Genomic DNA, 12,699 nt, shown 5'->3' with positions numbered 1-12,699 from the left:
AAAGGTCGTCGCGGCCGATGGTCATGAGACGTGCAATGGTCCTGGCCGAAGGCGCTCGGCTCAACGCGCCCGCATCGACCTTCTCTGCTTTTCGACGGCGTGTGGCCCACTCGGTGACAACTCGAAGACAGCCGCGGAACCCTTGGCTCTTGAGTTGCCGCCATAGCTCCGTTCCATTCCGGTTTCCGGCCGTCCATTGAGCGTCAAGCCAGGGCAGGTAGAGTTCAAGCGAGTTCTCACGGACGCGGAAGACATCCGAACGTTGACCACGCAGTACGCGTCGGACAAGGCCGCGACTGTATCCGGTCCGGCGCACGATCTCCTTGATTGTTGCTCCGGACTTGGCCATGTCGAGAATTGCGGCGTTGGTGTCTTCCCGTCGAAGATATCCCTCGTACTGGATCCTCTCGGCGGCCGTCAGCAGTTCGGGGTTGATCGTGGCCGCTCCGATCGCAGTTCGGATCTGGCGCATCGATTTGCGCACCGCATCGAGGAATGCCCGGCTGGCGTTCTCCATTAAGTGCCAGCGGTCAGCGACCTGGGTGGCGTGTGGCAACGCCTTGGCTGCAGCCGTCGCGTAACCGCCGCCGCGGTCGCGAGCGACGATGCTGATCTGAGGTTGGTCCGAGAGCCAGGCCTGGGCCGTCGACGGCTCCCGATCCGGCAGGAGAGCAATGGTTTTGCGCCGTTCCAGATCGCAGATGATGGTCCCATAGCGTTGATTTCGTCGCCACGCCCAGTCGTCGATACCGATCACGGTGGGTGGGACAAAGCGCGGACTGCCGCGTCGCCGCACGACGCGCAGCAGCGTATCGTTGCTGACCGGCAACATCAGCCTTTTGGCAAAGGTGGCCGCTGGCCTGCCACCCAGTGCAAGTCCGAGATGATGGACGATGTGGTCAAGCCTGGCGGTTCGCCGCGCCGAAGGCGCGAAGCAACCCTTTCGGGACATCGAGCGAACCAGTCTTGCTTCGCTGATACGGGTTAACCAGCCGGGCCATCGATAATGGGCTCCGCTCTTCTAATGGCGGTGAGCTGGACCTACTCGACAAATTCGACCATGACGCCCGGCTTGACCATGCCGGCCAGTTCCTCGACGTCCCAGTTGGCCAGCCGAACACATCCATGCGATCCAACCTTGCCTATCAGTTCCGGTTCAGGCGTGCCGTGTATGCCGTAGGTCGGCTCCGTCAGGTCGATCCACACGGTACCCACAGGACCGTTCGGCCCGCTCGGCAGCTCAAGGATTTTCTTGTTGTTGCCCTGCTGAAAATTGATCTTCGGATTGTAGGTGTACGTCGGCATTCGCGACACGCCCTTGACCTTGTGTGTCCCGGTTGGAGAGGGTGAATCCTCGCTGCCGATCGTCGCTGGATAGACCGCGAGCAGCGAGCTGTCGTCGGCAAAAGCGAAAACCTGCGCCAGTTTGCGATGAACCTCGATCCGCTTGACCGATCCGGTCCTGGCAGCGCCGGGAATGGCGACAGCGATCGTTTCGCCCGGCTTGAAGGCCGCCGTCGGATTGAGGGCCTTGATCAGCGCGATATGCATGTGGAACCGCTCGGCCAGCTTCTCCGCAATGCTGGTGTAGCCGAGATGCTCCATCCTGGCCTGTTCGGCATAGTCTTTCGGAATGCTCTCGACGATATCCTTGCTGTCTTCCTGAATGATGGCATAGGCCTGGATGGCCGGGGCATCATCGGTCAAGCGGCCCAATACGTCGGGATCGAGCTTCCCATCCACTGGCAGACGTTGAAGCGCCTCGAAGCCGGCGATCGCTTTCGTCAGGTTGTCGCCGAAATACCCGTCGATGACGCCCGGCGATGAACCAGCCCGGTCGAGCAGGACCTGCAGATGCACGATGGCGGGATTGGGCTCGGTCTGTTTTTCCGCCGGCGCCTCGATCGGAAGGGACGCGATCGCCGCGGTATTGACGGCTTGTGCGTCGATCGGCGCTGCAAAGGCTGGGGAACAGAGCGTTAGAGCGGCGGTCAGTGAAAAGTACCGAAAGGCATTCTGCATGGAGGCTACCGATAAATTAGGGAGAGACTCTCCACCCGGTGGATGGAGAGGCTTCATTGGAGAAAGGTCAAGCAAGGAAGAAGGCCGCCGTTTCCGGCGGCCTTCATCTTGTCAAATCGTGCGGCGAGTGGTGGTTTCGGCCAGAAGCAACGCCTTCTTCGTGCCGTAGGAACCGCCGAACCAGGCCGCCACAGCCCCGAGCAGGAGGGCGAAGAAGCCAAGGATCGCGCCGGCCGACACTGCCTTGGTGGCCGTCTGGGCGGCATCGAGCGCCTGCTGCTTTGCGGCAGCGATGTTATCGCGGTAGGTCTTCTCGTACTGCTCGACCTGGGTGCGGGCCTGATCTACCGGGATGTTCTGCGCCTTGGCGATCGCATCAGCGGCGCGATTGCGGGCATCTGCGGCCTTTGCCTGGTCACCGGTCACCGCGGCCTGGACCGCCGAAACGGCTGCATCACGCAGGGCTGCCGGATCGTTGCCGCCAGACGCGTCACGGATCTGTTGCTCGATCCCGGCCATCGGGTTTGCAGAAGTCGCAAGGGCAGGGGCTGCCGACGTGGCAGCGGTCGCGGCCGTTTGGCCGACACCGCCGACAATGCTCGACAGACCGCTGAACGCGCCGCCGATGAGGGCACCGACCGACGTGGTCAGCAGGTAGAGGATGACAAGAGTGGTGACAGCCCAGGTGGTTACGCCCTGATACCCGCCGGTCGAGCGGCTCGGACGTCCGGAAAGGCGGCTGGCGGCATAACCGCCGACGAAGGAAGCAATGATACCGGCCACAACGAACCACGCGCCACCGGCAATGGAGAAGGTGCTCGCATTCGGGTTGTCGTAGGTTGCCGGATCGATCACGGCGGCGCCAATGCCCACGCCTAGAAGATTGAGGAGAAACTGGACGGCAAGTGCCAGAACGACGCCGGCGAAGATCGCACCCCATGACACCTTATGCAAAGTGGCCGTAAGGGAGGGGTCGACATAGGCCGCTTCGCGCGACACGTGGACGGAGACAGGTTCGGTCATGGTGCATCCTCTTCATCACGGGAATGTGAGTGCCATACTAACGCCGCAATCGCCGTTCGGTTCCCGTCCAGCAGGATACAAAAAAGACCGGCGATGGGATCGCCGGTCTCTGCTGCAGTTACATCAAACGAAGAGCCTTGATTAGTCCTTGCGGACAATACGATCGGACCGCTCGTCTTCGACTTCCACCTCGGTATGGCGGACGCTATCGTTGATGGTCTCCTCGCGCTGCTCGGCGGTCTTGCGCAGCGCGATCTCTTCGACAACGCGCGCATCCTTCGAGACGACAGCCTCTTCATGGTGCTCTTCTGCCTCAATCGTGCGGTCGACGAAGGCGTTTTCCGTTCCAGTCACCGGGCGATCGACGGCGCGGCGCTCGATGCTGACGTTTTCGTCGCGCAGCGATACCTGTTCGCTGACAGGATTTTCGACCACGTAAGAACGGACACGCACGCGGCCATGATTGAGGTCACGCTTGCCGACGCGAAGCTCTTCCTCGACCACCGGGATAACCTCTTCACGGCCGGCCTCCAGAGCTGCCGTTCCGGTTGCGCTGGCACGATTGGCGGAGGCGCCATACGAACTCACGGTCTCCTGCTGGTTCCACCCTTCCGAGCGCCAGCTCTCTGCGCGCTGATCGAGATCGATGCTGCCCTCGTCATCGAGGATATCGATCACCTTGTCATAAGAGGCGGCGGTGACGTTGCTGACCGTCACAAGATAGCCACCGCGGCGAAGACCTTCGGAATAGACGGCGCGGTCCTCGTCGGGAAAGAAGAAGTCTTCCAGCTTCTCCCAAAAGCCCTTGTGCTCGGAGGCAACTTCAGTCGAGGTTGTAGACTCCTTGCCGGCGACGACGCGAATGCCGTCGCGGGCAATCCCGGCTTCGACAAGGCGTTCGACGGCGGCATCCGCATCGCTGCGGTTTTCGAAGAAGGCCGTCACGGTGTTAGACGAAGAGGCGCCGTATGACGATGTGGTTTCGCTGTAGGTCATGAGTTTCTCCTTTTCTCGGATTGATAATTAGCTCAGGGGTCGTCGCGCTCGATGCTGGCACGTTGCTTGCGCAGTTCGACCGGAATGGAAACGTCCTCGGTGGTGGCGACGCGGCGGATGTGGATCTCTTCGACCAGCATCAGACGCTTCTCGACAACGAGAACCTCCTCCATCACAGGCACGATGGTCACGTCACCGTCCGTGCGAACGGCCGGCGCTTCTGACACTTCACGTCCGATTGCCACACGCGTGACCTCGACATTCTCGCTGTCGAGGCGTGCCTCCGCTGCTTCTGTAACAAACTCGGTTTTGGTGCTGACGCGGACGCTGCCGTCGCGCACGGCGCGCTTGTCGATGACAAGCTGTTCTTCGATCAGCGAGAGTTTCTCGTCAGGCTTGGTCATCCGCATTCCAGATTGTTGCAACCAGCATTGAACGAGCGGAATCCAACTTTGTTCCTTGGAAAAGGTCACACGTCACCAGCTGCGCAAAAATCGCCCAAGGCCGGAACAAAGTATTGACGCAGTGATTTTGTCGCTCACGAAGAAAGGTTGGATAAGCATGGTGAATATTCTGATCGTCGAAGACCAGTGGCTGTTATCGAGCGCGGTCGAAGAGGCAGTGTTGTCGCTTGGGCATGAGGCCATCGGGACGGCAACCACGGCAAAGGAAGCGTACGAGCTTGCCGACAAGGCTCAAGTTGCATTTGTCGATGTCAATCTCATCGATGGTGCGACCGGACCGGAAATCGGCCGACGCCTGGCGGCAGACGGCGTCACCGTCGTCTTCATGACCGGCAACCCGGAACAGCTTGGCTCAGGCGTCGATGGCGCCCTCGGGGTGATCTCAAAGCCGGTGATGGACCTTGAATTGGTCGAGACGATCCAGTTCGCAACGGATCATCACGCCGGGCGGGACTGTATCGCTCCTAAGCGGTTTATTGCGTTTCATTGACGACGACTACTCGGCGAGACCCTTCTATTCGTCGAGCTCGTTTCGTGTGACGCTCGCCAACTCGTGGAGCCCCTCGGCGCGGCCTGGCTCCTCGACAGCGGCCAGAATAACCGCGTAGAAGGCGGCCCGACATATTTCTTTTTTTAGACGCAGCAGCGTGTTTCTTTCTGACCGCGTCTACGAGATCCTTCGGTCGCATTGCCGGGAGAGCGAGTTCGGCGATCGTCCGCGCGATATCCTCAATGTCTGATGCCAGTTCTCTTGCCATCACCTTCTCCATTCGAAGATGAGATAGCGAAGGGAGATGACAGCGCGATGTCAGAACGCGTCTGGTCCGCTCAAAGTCAGATTTGCATTCTCAGGCGCGTTTCCGGATGCGTCAGGTCAGGCCTTGCCCCCAACGATACGTTTCGCCGCTCAAGCGAGAGTGTGTAGGCGGGTAAATTCCGTCAACTTCCCGACTGAAGCCGCATCTTGCGCAAGCGCTCGGTCTTCAGCCGCCGCTCCTCCGCCTCCGCCTTGATTGACGCCATGGCGCTGTCATGCGTTGCGTCGAAGCGTTGCTTCCTGTCCGCCAAGGAGCTCTTCTCGCGGTTTCGTTTTTGTGGAATGTCGTCATCTTTCCATCACGATGAACTAATGCTCAGCAAAACAGCGACAAGTAGAGGGGGACGTCTGTTGGTTTCCGCGCAGAAGTGAGCCGGCTCACTTCTGCGCGGAAACCAACACTCGATGCTTGAAGACGGCACTGTGTCGATACCGGGCAGCCAGCGAACGTAAACCGCGGCACACGCACGGTCTGCGTTGCCGCCGTCGAAGTCGTTACATCTGCCGAATTATTTCGGCAGCCCGGTCTCGGGCGTGTCGTTGGAAATCCGCGCGCCACCATCGCATTCGATGACGGACCCGGTGACGAAGCCATTTGCCACGACATATAGCAGTGCCTGAGCCAGATCGGAAACCGTGCCGATGCGACCGACCGGAAGACGTGCGGCCGCAAAGGCTTCGGCTTCGGTGAACTCCGCCTCGGAAATGTGATCATACCAGGGTGTGGCGACGAAGCCGGGAGACACGGCATTGACGCGGCGCGGTGCCAGTTCCCGTGCAAGCGTCGGCGTCATGATTTCAAGCGCGCCGTTGATGGCTGCGAAGCCGCTGCCGCCGGCGCTGACCTTTCGTGCCGCGGCACCTGTTACGAATGTGATCGATCCGGTCGGGGAAAGGGTGGCAAGCGAGGCCTGCGCGATAGTGAGATGCGGCCAGAACTTCTCCTCGAACGCCTGCCGGAACTCGCCGAGATCGACCTCTGCGAAGGTGCCGCCGCCGAGGCGGCCCGTCATCGTGATGATGAGGTGATCGAAATCGCCAACCCGGGCAAACATATCCCTGATCGAGTCGATGGACCGTCCGTCGACGACCTCGGCCGAAGCCTTACCGGAGATCGCGCCGACAGCCGCCTGAAGTTTTTCCGCATTGCGGCCGGCAAGGATCACCTCGCATCCCAGCGCGCCGAGAAGCTGTGCGCTGCCAAGCCCGATGCCGGAACCTCCGCCGACAATCAGGACTTTTTCGCCCCGCAAATTCGCCCAGGAAGGCAGGGAAAACGGGGTTTGGATCTGGTTCATGGGGTGACTCTCTATGGTTAATGGTTGTGTGAAAAATATAGTTCCATATGGAACATAGTCAAGCATGAATGCACGGCCTTGCTGTCTTCGACCGGTCACCGGTGCTGTGAACAGTTGCCCGCCCCCCAAAATTCATTCCATAAGAGACGATCGGAGTGATGATCGCGGTCCATTTCTAGGACCGAAACAAAAGGAGTGTGTATGAGCAGGCAGGATCCTGACGAAAACCTTTCGGCGCGGCTCGATGCCGGACGCAAGGATGTTCTTGACGTCGTTATGAAATCCCCGCTGATCGATCGTTTCGGGTTCAGGATGAGTTTGTGGGCCGGCCTCTATGCAGGTCCCGTCTTCGTTGAGATCGAGAAACGGCTCGGGGTGACGCGAGATGAAAATAACATATTGTTTTCATTAACTGTTTACGGATCAACCACAGCAAAGGTCATATCCGATTATCTTGGAAGGCCAAAGAACAGCATCAGTCGTGCTGTCGAAAAACTGTTGCAGAGAGGATTGATTGCCAGCGAGGTCGATCCAACGGACCGGCGACGGATCGTTCTTAGCGTCAGGCCGGAAGGGCGTGCTACATATCTGGAATCCAGCCGTATCTGGCGGTTGCGGCAGGATCGTCTTCTGGCAGTACTCAGCCCGGTCGAGCGGGTGGCATTTGATGCGATACTGGACAAATTGCTGGCGGTTGACGATTGGGATGTGCCGATTGAAGACCTCGATGCGGTCGAAAAGTCTCCCAATGGTTCTGGTTGACATTGTTCCAAAAGGAACTAATAATTGAATTATCGATTGACGCACGGCTGTACGGGAAAACTCGCAAAGACGGTGCAAAAAAGAAAAATCGAGGGGTTCACGCCGTTATCCGCGGCGGATGTCATTTACAGGAGAGTTCCATGAACTGCTGGAAGACTTTGCTTGCCTGCGCGGTGGCGACTGCGCTTCATGCAGGTGTGGCAATGGCCGAGGAGCCGCAATCGGGCGGTAAACTGGTCGCGGCCGTGCCGATCACGTTCAAGACACTGGATCCGGTGTTCGGCGATGCCGACATCACCGATCGTCTGGCACTCAACCAGATCTACGATCCGCTGTTCCGGCTCGATGACGAGGGCGAGATGGTTCCTGTTCTGGCGACCGGCTATAGCTATAATGCGGACAATACCGAGCTGACGATCGGCCTTCGTCAGGGTGTGACCTTCCATGATGGTACGCCGTTCAACGCCGATGCCGTTGTCTACGTGTTCAATCGTCTCAAAAACTCGTCGGGCGCCATGCGCACCGGCACGGTCAGCTGGATGAAGACGATCGAAAAGACCGGCGAGTATGAGGTCAGGATCACCGTCAACGCCCCGACGGGCTACGCGGTTTCCAGTCTTGCCGCCGAGGGAACGCTGATGATCTCCCCGGCCGCCGACAAGAAATACGGTCAGAATTTCGGCCGTCATCCGGTCGGTACCGGACCGTTCAAATTCGTCGACTGGATTGGCACGGATCGCATCATTCTCGAGAAAAATCCGAATTACTGGATGAAGGACGCAGCGGGGCGCTCGTTGCCGTATCTCGACAATGTGGAGATCCGGTCGATCACCAACTATGCGACCGCCATGCTGGAGCTTGAAAGCGGCGGCATCGGCCTGTTGAATGTCGTCAACCCCCAGGATTTCGAGCGCGTCCGCACAAGCGGCGAGCTCGCTCTGCTGGAAGGGCCGCAGGTGCTGGCGCATCAGATGATCGTCAATGTCGATCATGCCCCCTTCGACAAGAAGGAGGTACGGCAGGCACTGGCGTGGGCCGTGGATCGCGAGACGCTTGCGAAAGCCGTGGCAGGCGAAGACGGCCTCGTTTATCCGACCTATGTGCCGCCCGCGGAATGGGAGTTCGACGCGACGATCAAGGGCTACCCCTTCGATCCCAAGAAAGCCAAGGAATTGCTGGCCTCGGCCGGGCACCCTGACGGTGTCAGCTTCGAGATGCTGACAATCCAGCGCGAACCGGACATCACCATTGCCCAGATCCTCCAGCAGATGCTGAAGGAGAGCGGCTTCGACATGAAACTGACCGTGCTTGAGCGGCAGGCATGGATTGGTCGCGTCATCACCGAAGGCACCTACGACGCCAGTATGGCAGCGGGCCAGCATCCCCGCATCGATCCGCACGATACCTGGGCCAGGTCCTATATCAAGGAACAGGGCGGAAACTGGTCGCGGCATAAGAACCAGGAACTCGTCGACCTGATCTACAAGGCCCGCGATACCGTCGCGCGGGAGGATCGCAAAAAGCTCTATCGTGATGTTGCCGAGATGGCGCTCGATGAAAACTATGTCACGTTCCTCTTCGACCGCAGGGCCTATGGCGGCGTGAGCAAGGCGGTCCGCGACGTGAAGGTCGACAACGGTGGCGCCTGGGTTCTGACGAACGCCTGGGTCAAGCGTTGATCCATGCCGATGCATGCCGCGCAAACATGTGCTGTGCGGCATGCCTGAAAGCGGGGATTTTAAGCTGAGAACGCGACTGATCGAGGTCGCTACCGGCGTCACCCGGCTCAGGGCCAGGACAGGCCCGTCATGCGTCATCATCCATATCCGTTTGGAAAGCTTCATATGTTAAGCTACATCTTCTCGCGTATCGTTTCCGTCATTCTGCTGATGCTGGTCATGAGCGCGGTGATCTTCGTGGCCACGACGTGGCTTCCGGGCGATCCTGCCGTATCGATTCTGGGTGTCGAGAGCTCTGCCGAGGAGCGTGCCAAGGTTCGCGAGACCTACGGTCTCGACGATCCGGTTCCCGTACAATATGTGCGATGGTTCGGTCGCGTCGTCGAAGGCGATCTGGGACGTTCGATCCGTACGCGTGAACCGGTTGCAGACATGCTTGCCGCGCGCGCGCCGGTTACGCTGCAACTGACCGTCTTTGCCCTTTTGGTTGCGATGGCCATCGGAATTCCGGCCGGAATATGCGCCGCCCGGTGGCGCGGCAGACTGGCGGACGGCATCATCAGTACTGTGGCGCTCGTCGCATCGGCGGTCCCCTTCTTCTGGCTCGGCGTCATTCTCATCCTGTTCGTCGCCGTCCGCCTGCACTGGCTACCGGCGTCGGGATACGCGCTGCTGTTCGATCAGCCGCTGGAAAGCCTGAAACTGATGATCCTGCCTGCCACTGCCGTCGGTTGTTCGCTGGCCGCATTGATAACGCGGCAAACGCGAGCTGCCATGTTGCAGGTGCTGAACGAGGATTTCGTTCGCACCGGGCGTGCCAAGGGACTCCGGGAAGACCAGGTCGTTTTGCGGCATGCCCTTCCGAACGCCCTGATCCCCGTCATCACCGTCGTCGGCCTGCAGGCAGGTGCGCTTCTCGGCGGTGCGATCGTCACGGAGAAGGTGTTCGCTATCGCCGGCATAGGCAGCATGGTCATCGACGGCATTTTCAACCGCGATTTTCCCGTGATCCAGGGCGCCATGCTTTTCATCGTGCTGTGCGTTGCACTCATCAACCTGATGGTGGACCTGCTCTACACGCTGGTCAACCCCCGCATTTCCTATCGGTAGGCTCATCCATGACCGTGTCATCCCCGCAAGTATCTGCCGAGGCGGCTTCATCAGGCCGTACCGTGTTGCGCAAGGTCCTGTCCTCTCCACGGGGCGCGTTCGGTGCCTTTGTCGTCGCACTGATTGTCATCGTCGCGATAGCCGCACCATGGCTCGCGCCTTACGACCCGACAAAGATCAACTACCTTGCCATCGCCAAGCCACCGTCAGCCCTGCACGTGCTGGGCACGGATGAAGTTGGCCGTGATATCTTCAGCCGCCTGCTTTTCGGTGCCCGCATCTCGGTCGCGGTTGTGGTCCTTTCCATTGGCGGCGCGATGATCGCCGGCTCGGCGATCGGGCTTGCCGCAGGCTATGCCGGCGGGATCATCGACAATCTGGCCATGCGGCTGGTGGACTCGATTCTGGCTTTTCCGACGCTGGTGCTTGCCCTGCTGGTCATCGCGCTGATCGGGCCCGGCCTTGCCAATGCAATTTTTGCAATGGTCATCGTCTACACGCCAAGCTTCGCGCGTCTCGTGCGCGGTGAAACGCTGACACTTCGCAACCGCGACTATATCGCTGCTGCCAAGCTGGGCGGTGCCCGCTCGGCTCAAATTCTGCTTCGGGAGATTCTGCCGAACCTTGCCGGAAACACTCTTGTCTTCGCGTCGCTTCTGGCCTCGACGGCATTGATCACAGAATCCGCACTCAGCTTTATCGGTCTCGGCATCCAGCCGCCCACTCCAAGCTGGGGGTATATGATCAGCGCCGGTATGCAGTACTGGGCTGCCTGGTGGATCAGCTTCTTTCCGGGACTGGCGATTTTTGTCGCGGTCCTCGGCTTCAATTTTCTCGGTGATGCCTTGCGGGACGCGCTGGATCCGACGCTGGAGGCAGGACGATGACGGAACAACTTCTTCAGGTTCGTAACCTCGTCATTCCGTTGCCGGGTGGCGGCGACCGGAAAAATGGTGTCGATGGCATCAGCTTTATGGTCGGATCCGGCCGGACGACGTGCCTTATCGGTGAGTCCGGTTCTGGAAAATCCCTGACCGCCCAGGCTATCCTCGGACTGCTTCCCGAGAAATTCGACAGGCCGACGGGAACGGCCGAGTTTGGGGGTGCGAACCTGCTTGCGCTCGATCCTTCGGCTCTGCGCCGTGTGCGTGGCGCCCGGATCGGCATGATCTTCCAGGAACCGATGACCGCCCTGAACCCCTTGCAAAAGGTGGGACGCCAGATCGATGAAGTCCTCCGTGCCCACATGCGCATGACGCCGGCGGCAAGGAGGGCGCGGGTCCTGTCGATCCTGGGCGAGGTCAATCTGGATGCGGAACGCGTTATCGGTCGCTTCCCGCACCAGCTTTCCGGCGGGCAAAGGCAACGCGTGATGATCGCCATGGCGCTGGTGATGGAGCCGCGGCTGCTGATTGCCGACGAGCCGACCACCGCGCTTGACGTGACCACGCAGGCGCAGATTCTACGGCTGATATCGCAGCTTCAGGCCCGGCACGGCACCGGCGTGCTGTTCATCACCCACGATTTCGGTGTCGTGAAGCAGATCGCCGACGATATCGCCGTCATGCATCGCGGCCGTGTCGTCGAGGCCGGACCGGTCGCCGATATCCTGTCCTCACCGCGGGAGGAGTATACAAAGGCACTTCTCGCTGCCGTACCAAAGGGGGAATTGCGTCCTCCGGTCGCGCGCACGGGGCCTGTCGTGCTCGAGGCGGCGGGATTGACCAAGGTGTACAGTCACCGCCCGTTCCTTTTTGGCAAGCCGAAACGTTTCGTCGCCCTTCAGGACGTGTCGCTGCAACTACGTTCGGGCGAAATCCTCGGCATCGTCGGCGAGTCCGGATCGGGCAAGAGCACCACGGCCCGCTGTATCAGCCGTTTGGTCGATCCGGATGAAGGCAAGGTGCTTCTCGGCGGTGAGGATTTCGGCGCCTTGCGGGGAAATGCATTGCGTCTCGCCCGGCAGCGGATGCAGATGGTTTTTCAGGATCCCTACAGCGCGCTCAATCCACGTCGCCGGGTCGGCGATATCCTGATGCAGGCACCGCTGAATTTCGGGGTTCCCCGGGCGGAAGCTCAAGCCCGCGCGCGCCGCATGCTTCAGCTTGTCGGGCTTGATCCATCGGCGTTCTCGCGGTTTCCCGGCGCCTTTTCAGGCGGGCAGCGGCAACGCATATGCATTGCCCGCGCATTGATACCCCAGCCGAAACTGCTGATCGCCGACGAAGCGGTTTCCGCGCTCGATGTTTCGGTTCAGGCGCAGATCCTGACATTGCTCAAATCGATACGCGACCAGATGGATCTCGCCATCCTGTTCATCACCCATGATCTGCGTGTCGCCGCCGAACTGTGCGACCGTCTGATCGTCATGAAGGACGGTTGCATCGTCGATCAGGGCACCTGCGCACAGGTGCTGTTCGAAAGCACCGTGCCGTACACCCGTACACTTATCGATGCAATTCCCGGCAATAAACTGACGAAATCCGATCGGTTCATCGACACCGTTGCAGCAGGCCAGGGGAATTGAG

Annotated in this window: 12 protein-coding genes and 1 pseudogene; 6 read left to right on the top strand and 7 right to left on the bottom strand. The window is 60.0% G+C overall.

Going from position 1 to position 12,699, the window contains the following annotated elements; translation table 11 throughout:
* From AKG12_RS26760 to AKG12_RS26740, 5 genes and pseudogenes are all read right to left on the bottom strand, one after another.
* A pseudogene (locus tag AKG12_RS26760) lies at positions 1-1,015 on the bottom strand (transposase); the annotation flags it as partial.
* Positions 1,016-1,041: 26 nt separating this feature from the next.
* The gene (locus tag AKG12_RS26755) at positions 1,042-2,022 is read right to left on the bottom strand and encodes a L,D-transpeptidase family protein (RefSeq protein WP_052821158.1); all 981 of its coding nucleotides are present in this window, start codon (positions 2,020-2,022) and stop codon (positions 1,042-1,044) included.
* Between the two features lie 111 nt (positions 2,023-2,133).
* A complete protein-coding gene (locus AKG12_RS26750; RefSeq protein WP_052821156.1) occupies positions 2,134-3,045 on the bottom strand; it encodes a hypothetical protein in 912 nt (303 codons plus the stop codon).
* Between the two features lie 141 nt (positions 3,046-3,186).
* Positions 3,187-4,041, bottom strand: a complete 855-nt coding sequence (locus AKG12_RS26745) for a YsnF/AvaK domain-containing protein (RefSeq protein ID WP_052821155.1) — start codon at positions 4,039-4,041, stop codon at positions 3,187-3,189.
* A gap of 32 nt (positions 4,042-4,073) precedes the next feature.
* Positions 4,074-4,445 carry a YsnF/AvaK domain-containing protein gene (locus AKG12_RS26740; protein ID WP_080843310.1) on the bottom strand — a complete coding sequence of 124 codons (372 nt, stop codon included), beginning with the start codon at positions 4,443-4,445 and terminating at the stop codon, positions 4,074-4,076.
* Between the two features lie 55 nt (positions 4,446-4,500).
* Between AKG12_RS26740 and AKG12_RS26735 the strand changes: the two genes are divergently transcribed.
* On the top strand, positions 4,501-4,995 hold the full coding sequence (locus AKG12_RS26735; protein ID WP_137002610.1) for a response regulator: 495 nt from the start codon (positions 4,501-4,503) through the stop codon (positions 4,993-4,995).
* A 449-nt stretch (positions 4,996-5,444) separates the two neighbouring features.
* Here AKG12_RS26735 and AKG12_RS31155 read toward each other — a convergent pair whose 3' ends face one another.
* Positions 5,445-5,573: a hypothetical protein gene (locus tag AKG12_RS31155; RefSeq protein ID WP_259030689.1), complete on the bottom strand. Its 129-nt coding sequence runs from the start codon at positions 5,571-5,573 to the stop codon at positions 5,445-5,447.
* Positions 5,574-5,831: 258 nt separating this feature from the next.
* Positions 5,832-6,620, bottom strand: coding sequence for an SDR family oxidoreductase (locus tag AKG12_RS26730; protein WP_052821152.1), 789 nt, complete (start codon positions 6,618-6,620; stop codon positions 5,832-5,834).
* A 201-nt stretch (positions 6,621-6,821) separates the two neighbouring features.
* On the opposite strand from AKG12_RS26730, the gene AKG12_RS26725 reads away from it, so the two are divergent.
* From AKG12_RS26725 to AKG12_RS26705, 5 genes are all read left to right on the top strand, one after another.
* Complete coding sequence (locus AKG12_RS26725) at positions 6,822-7,382, top strand: MarR family winged helix-turn-helix transcriptional regulator (RefSeq protein WP_052821151.1); 561 nt, start codon at positions 6,822-6,824, stop codon at positions 7,380-7,382.
* Between the two features lie 140 nt (positions 7,383-7,522).
* Positions 7,523-9,061 (top strand): ABC transporter substrate-binding protein, encoded by a 1,539-nt coding sequence (locus AKG12_RS26720; protein WP_052821150.1) that lies wholly within the window; start codon positions 7,523-7,525, stop codon positions 9,059-9,061.
* A 165-nt stretch (positions 9,062-9,226) separates the two neighbouring features.
* Complete coding sequence (locus AKG12_RS26715) at positions 9,227-10,171, top strand: ABC transporter permease (protein ID WP_052821149.1); 945 nt, start codon at positions 9,227-9,229, stop codon at positions 10,169-10,171.
* An 8-nt stretch (positions 10,172-10,179) separates the two neighbouring features.
* Positions 10,180-11,058 carry an ABC transporter permease gene (locus tag AKG12_RS26710; RefSeq protein ID WP_082179061.1) on the top strand — a complete coding sequence of 293 codons (879 nt, stop codon included), beginning with the start codon at positions 10,180-10,182 and terminating at the stop codon, positions 11,056-11,058.
* Entirely contained in the window at positions 11,055-12,698 is a 1,644-nt protein-coding gene (locus AKG12_RS26705; RefSeq protein ID WP_052821147.1) for a dipeptide ABC transporter ATP-binding protein, read from the top strand. Before AKG12_RS26710 ends, AKG12_RS26705 begins: the two co-directional genes overlap by 4 nt.
* Position 12,699: the final 1 nt, after the last annotated feature.

The sequence above is a fragment of the Agrobacterium sp. SUL3 genome (assembly GCF_001263295.1).
Taxonomy (GTDB): Bacteria; Pseudomonadota; Alphaproteobacteria; order Rhizobiales; family Rhizobiaceae; genus Agrobacterium; species Agrobacterium tomkonis.
Note: the sequence above shows the minus strand (reverse complement) of the source record. Positions and strands in the feature narration are given on the sequence as shown.

Bases quoted from the DNA above. Each gene is read 5' to 3' on its own strand.
- AKG12_RS26710 (WP_082179061.1), top strand. From the start codon at position 10,180: ATGACCGTGTCATCCCCGCAAGTATCTGCCGAGGCGGCTTCATCAGGC.
- AKG12_RS26715 (WP_052821149.1), top strand. From the start codon at position 9,227: ATGTTAAGCTACATCTTCTCGCGTATCGTTTCCGTCATTCTGCTGATG.
- AKG12_RS26750 (WP_052821156.1), bottom strand. From the start codon at position 3,045: ATGACCGAACCTGTCTCCGTCCACGTGTCGCGCGAAGCGGCCTATGTC.
- AKG12_RS26730 (WP_052821152.1), bottom strand. From the start codon at position 6,620: ATGAACCAGATCCAAACCCCGTTTTCCCTGCCTTCCTGGGCGAATTTG.
- AKG12_RS26740 (WP_080843310.1), bottom strand. From the start codon at position 4,445: ATGACCAAGCCTGACGAGAAACTCTCGCTGATCGAAGAACAGCTTGTC.
- AKG12_RS26705 (WP_052821147.1), top strand. From the start codon at position 11,055: ATGACGGAACAACTTCTTCAGGTTCGTAACCTCGTCATTCCGTTGCCG.
- AKG12_RS26745 (WP_052821155.1), bottom strand. From the start codon at position 4,041: ATGACCTACAGCGAAACCACATCGTCATACGGCGCCTCTTCGTCTAAC.
- AKG12_RS26755 (WP_052821158.1), bottom strand. From the start codon at position 2,022: ATGCAGAATGCCTTTCGGTACTTTTCACTGACCGCCGCTCTAACGCTC.
- AKG12_RS26725 (WP_052821151.1), top strand. From the start codon at position 6,822: ATGAGCAGGCAGGATCCTGACGAAAACCTTTCGGCGCGGCTCGATGCC.
- AKG12_RS26720 (WP_052821150.1), top strand. From the start codon at position 7,523: ATGAACTGCTGGAAGACTTTGCTTGCCTGCGCGGTGGCGACTGCGCTT.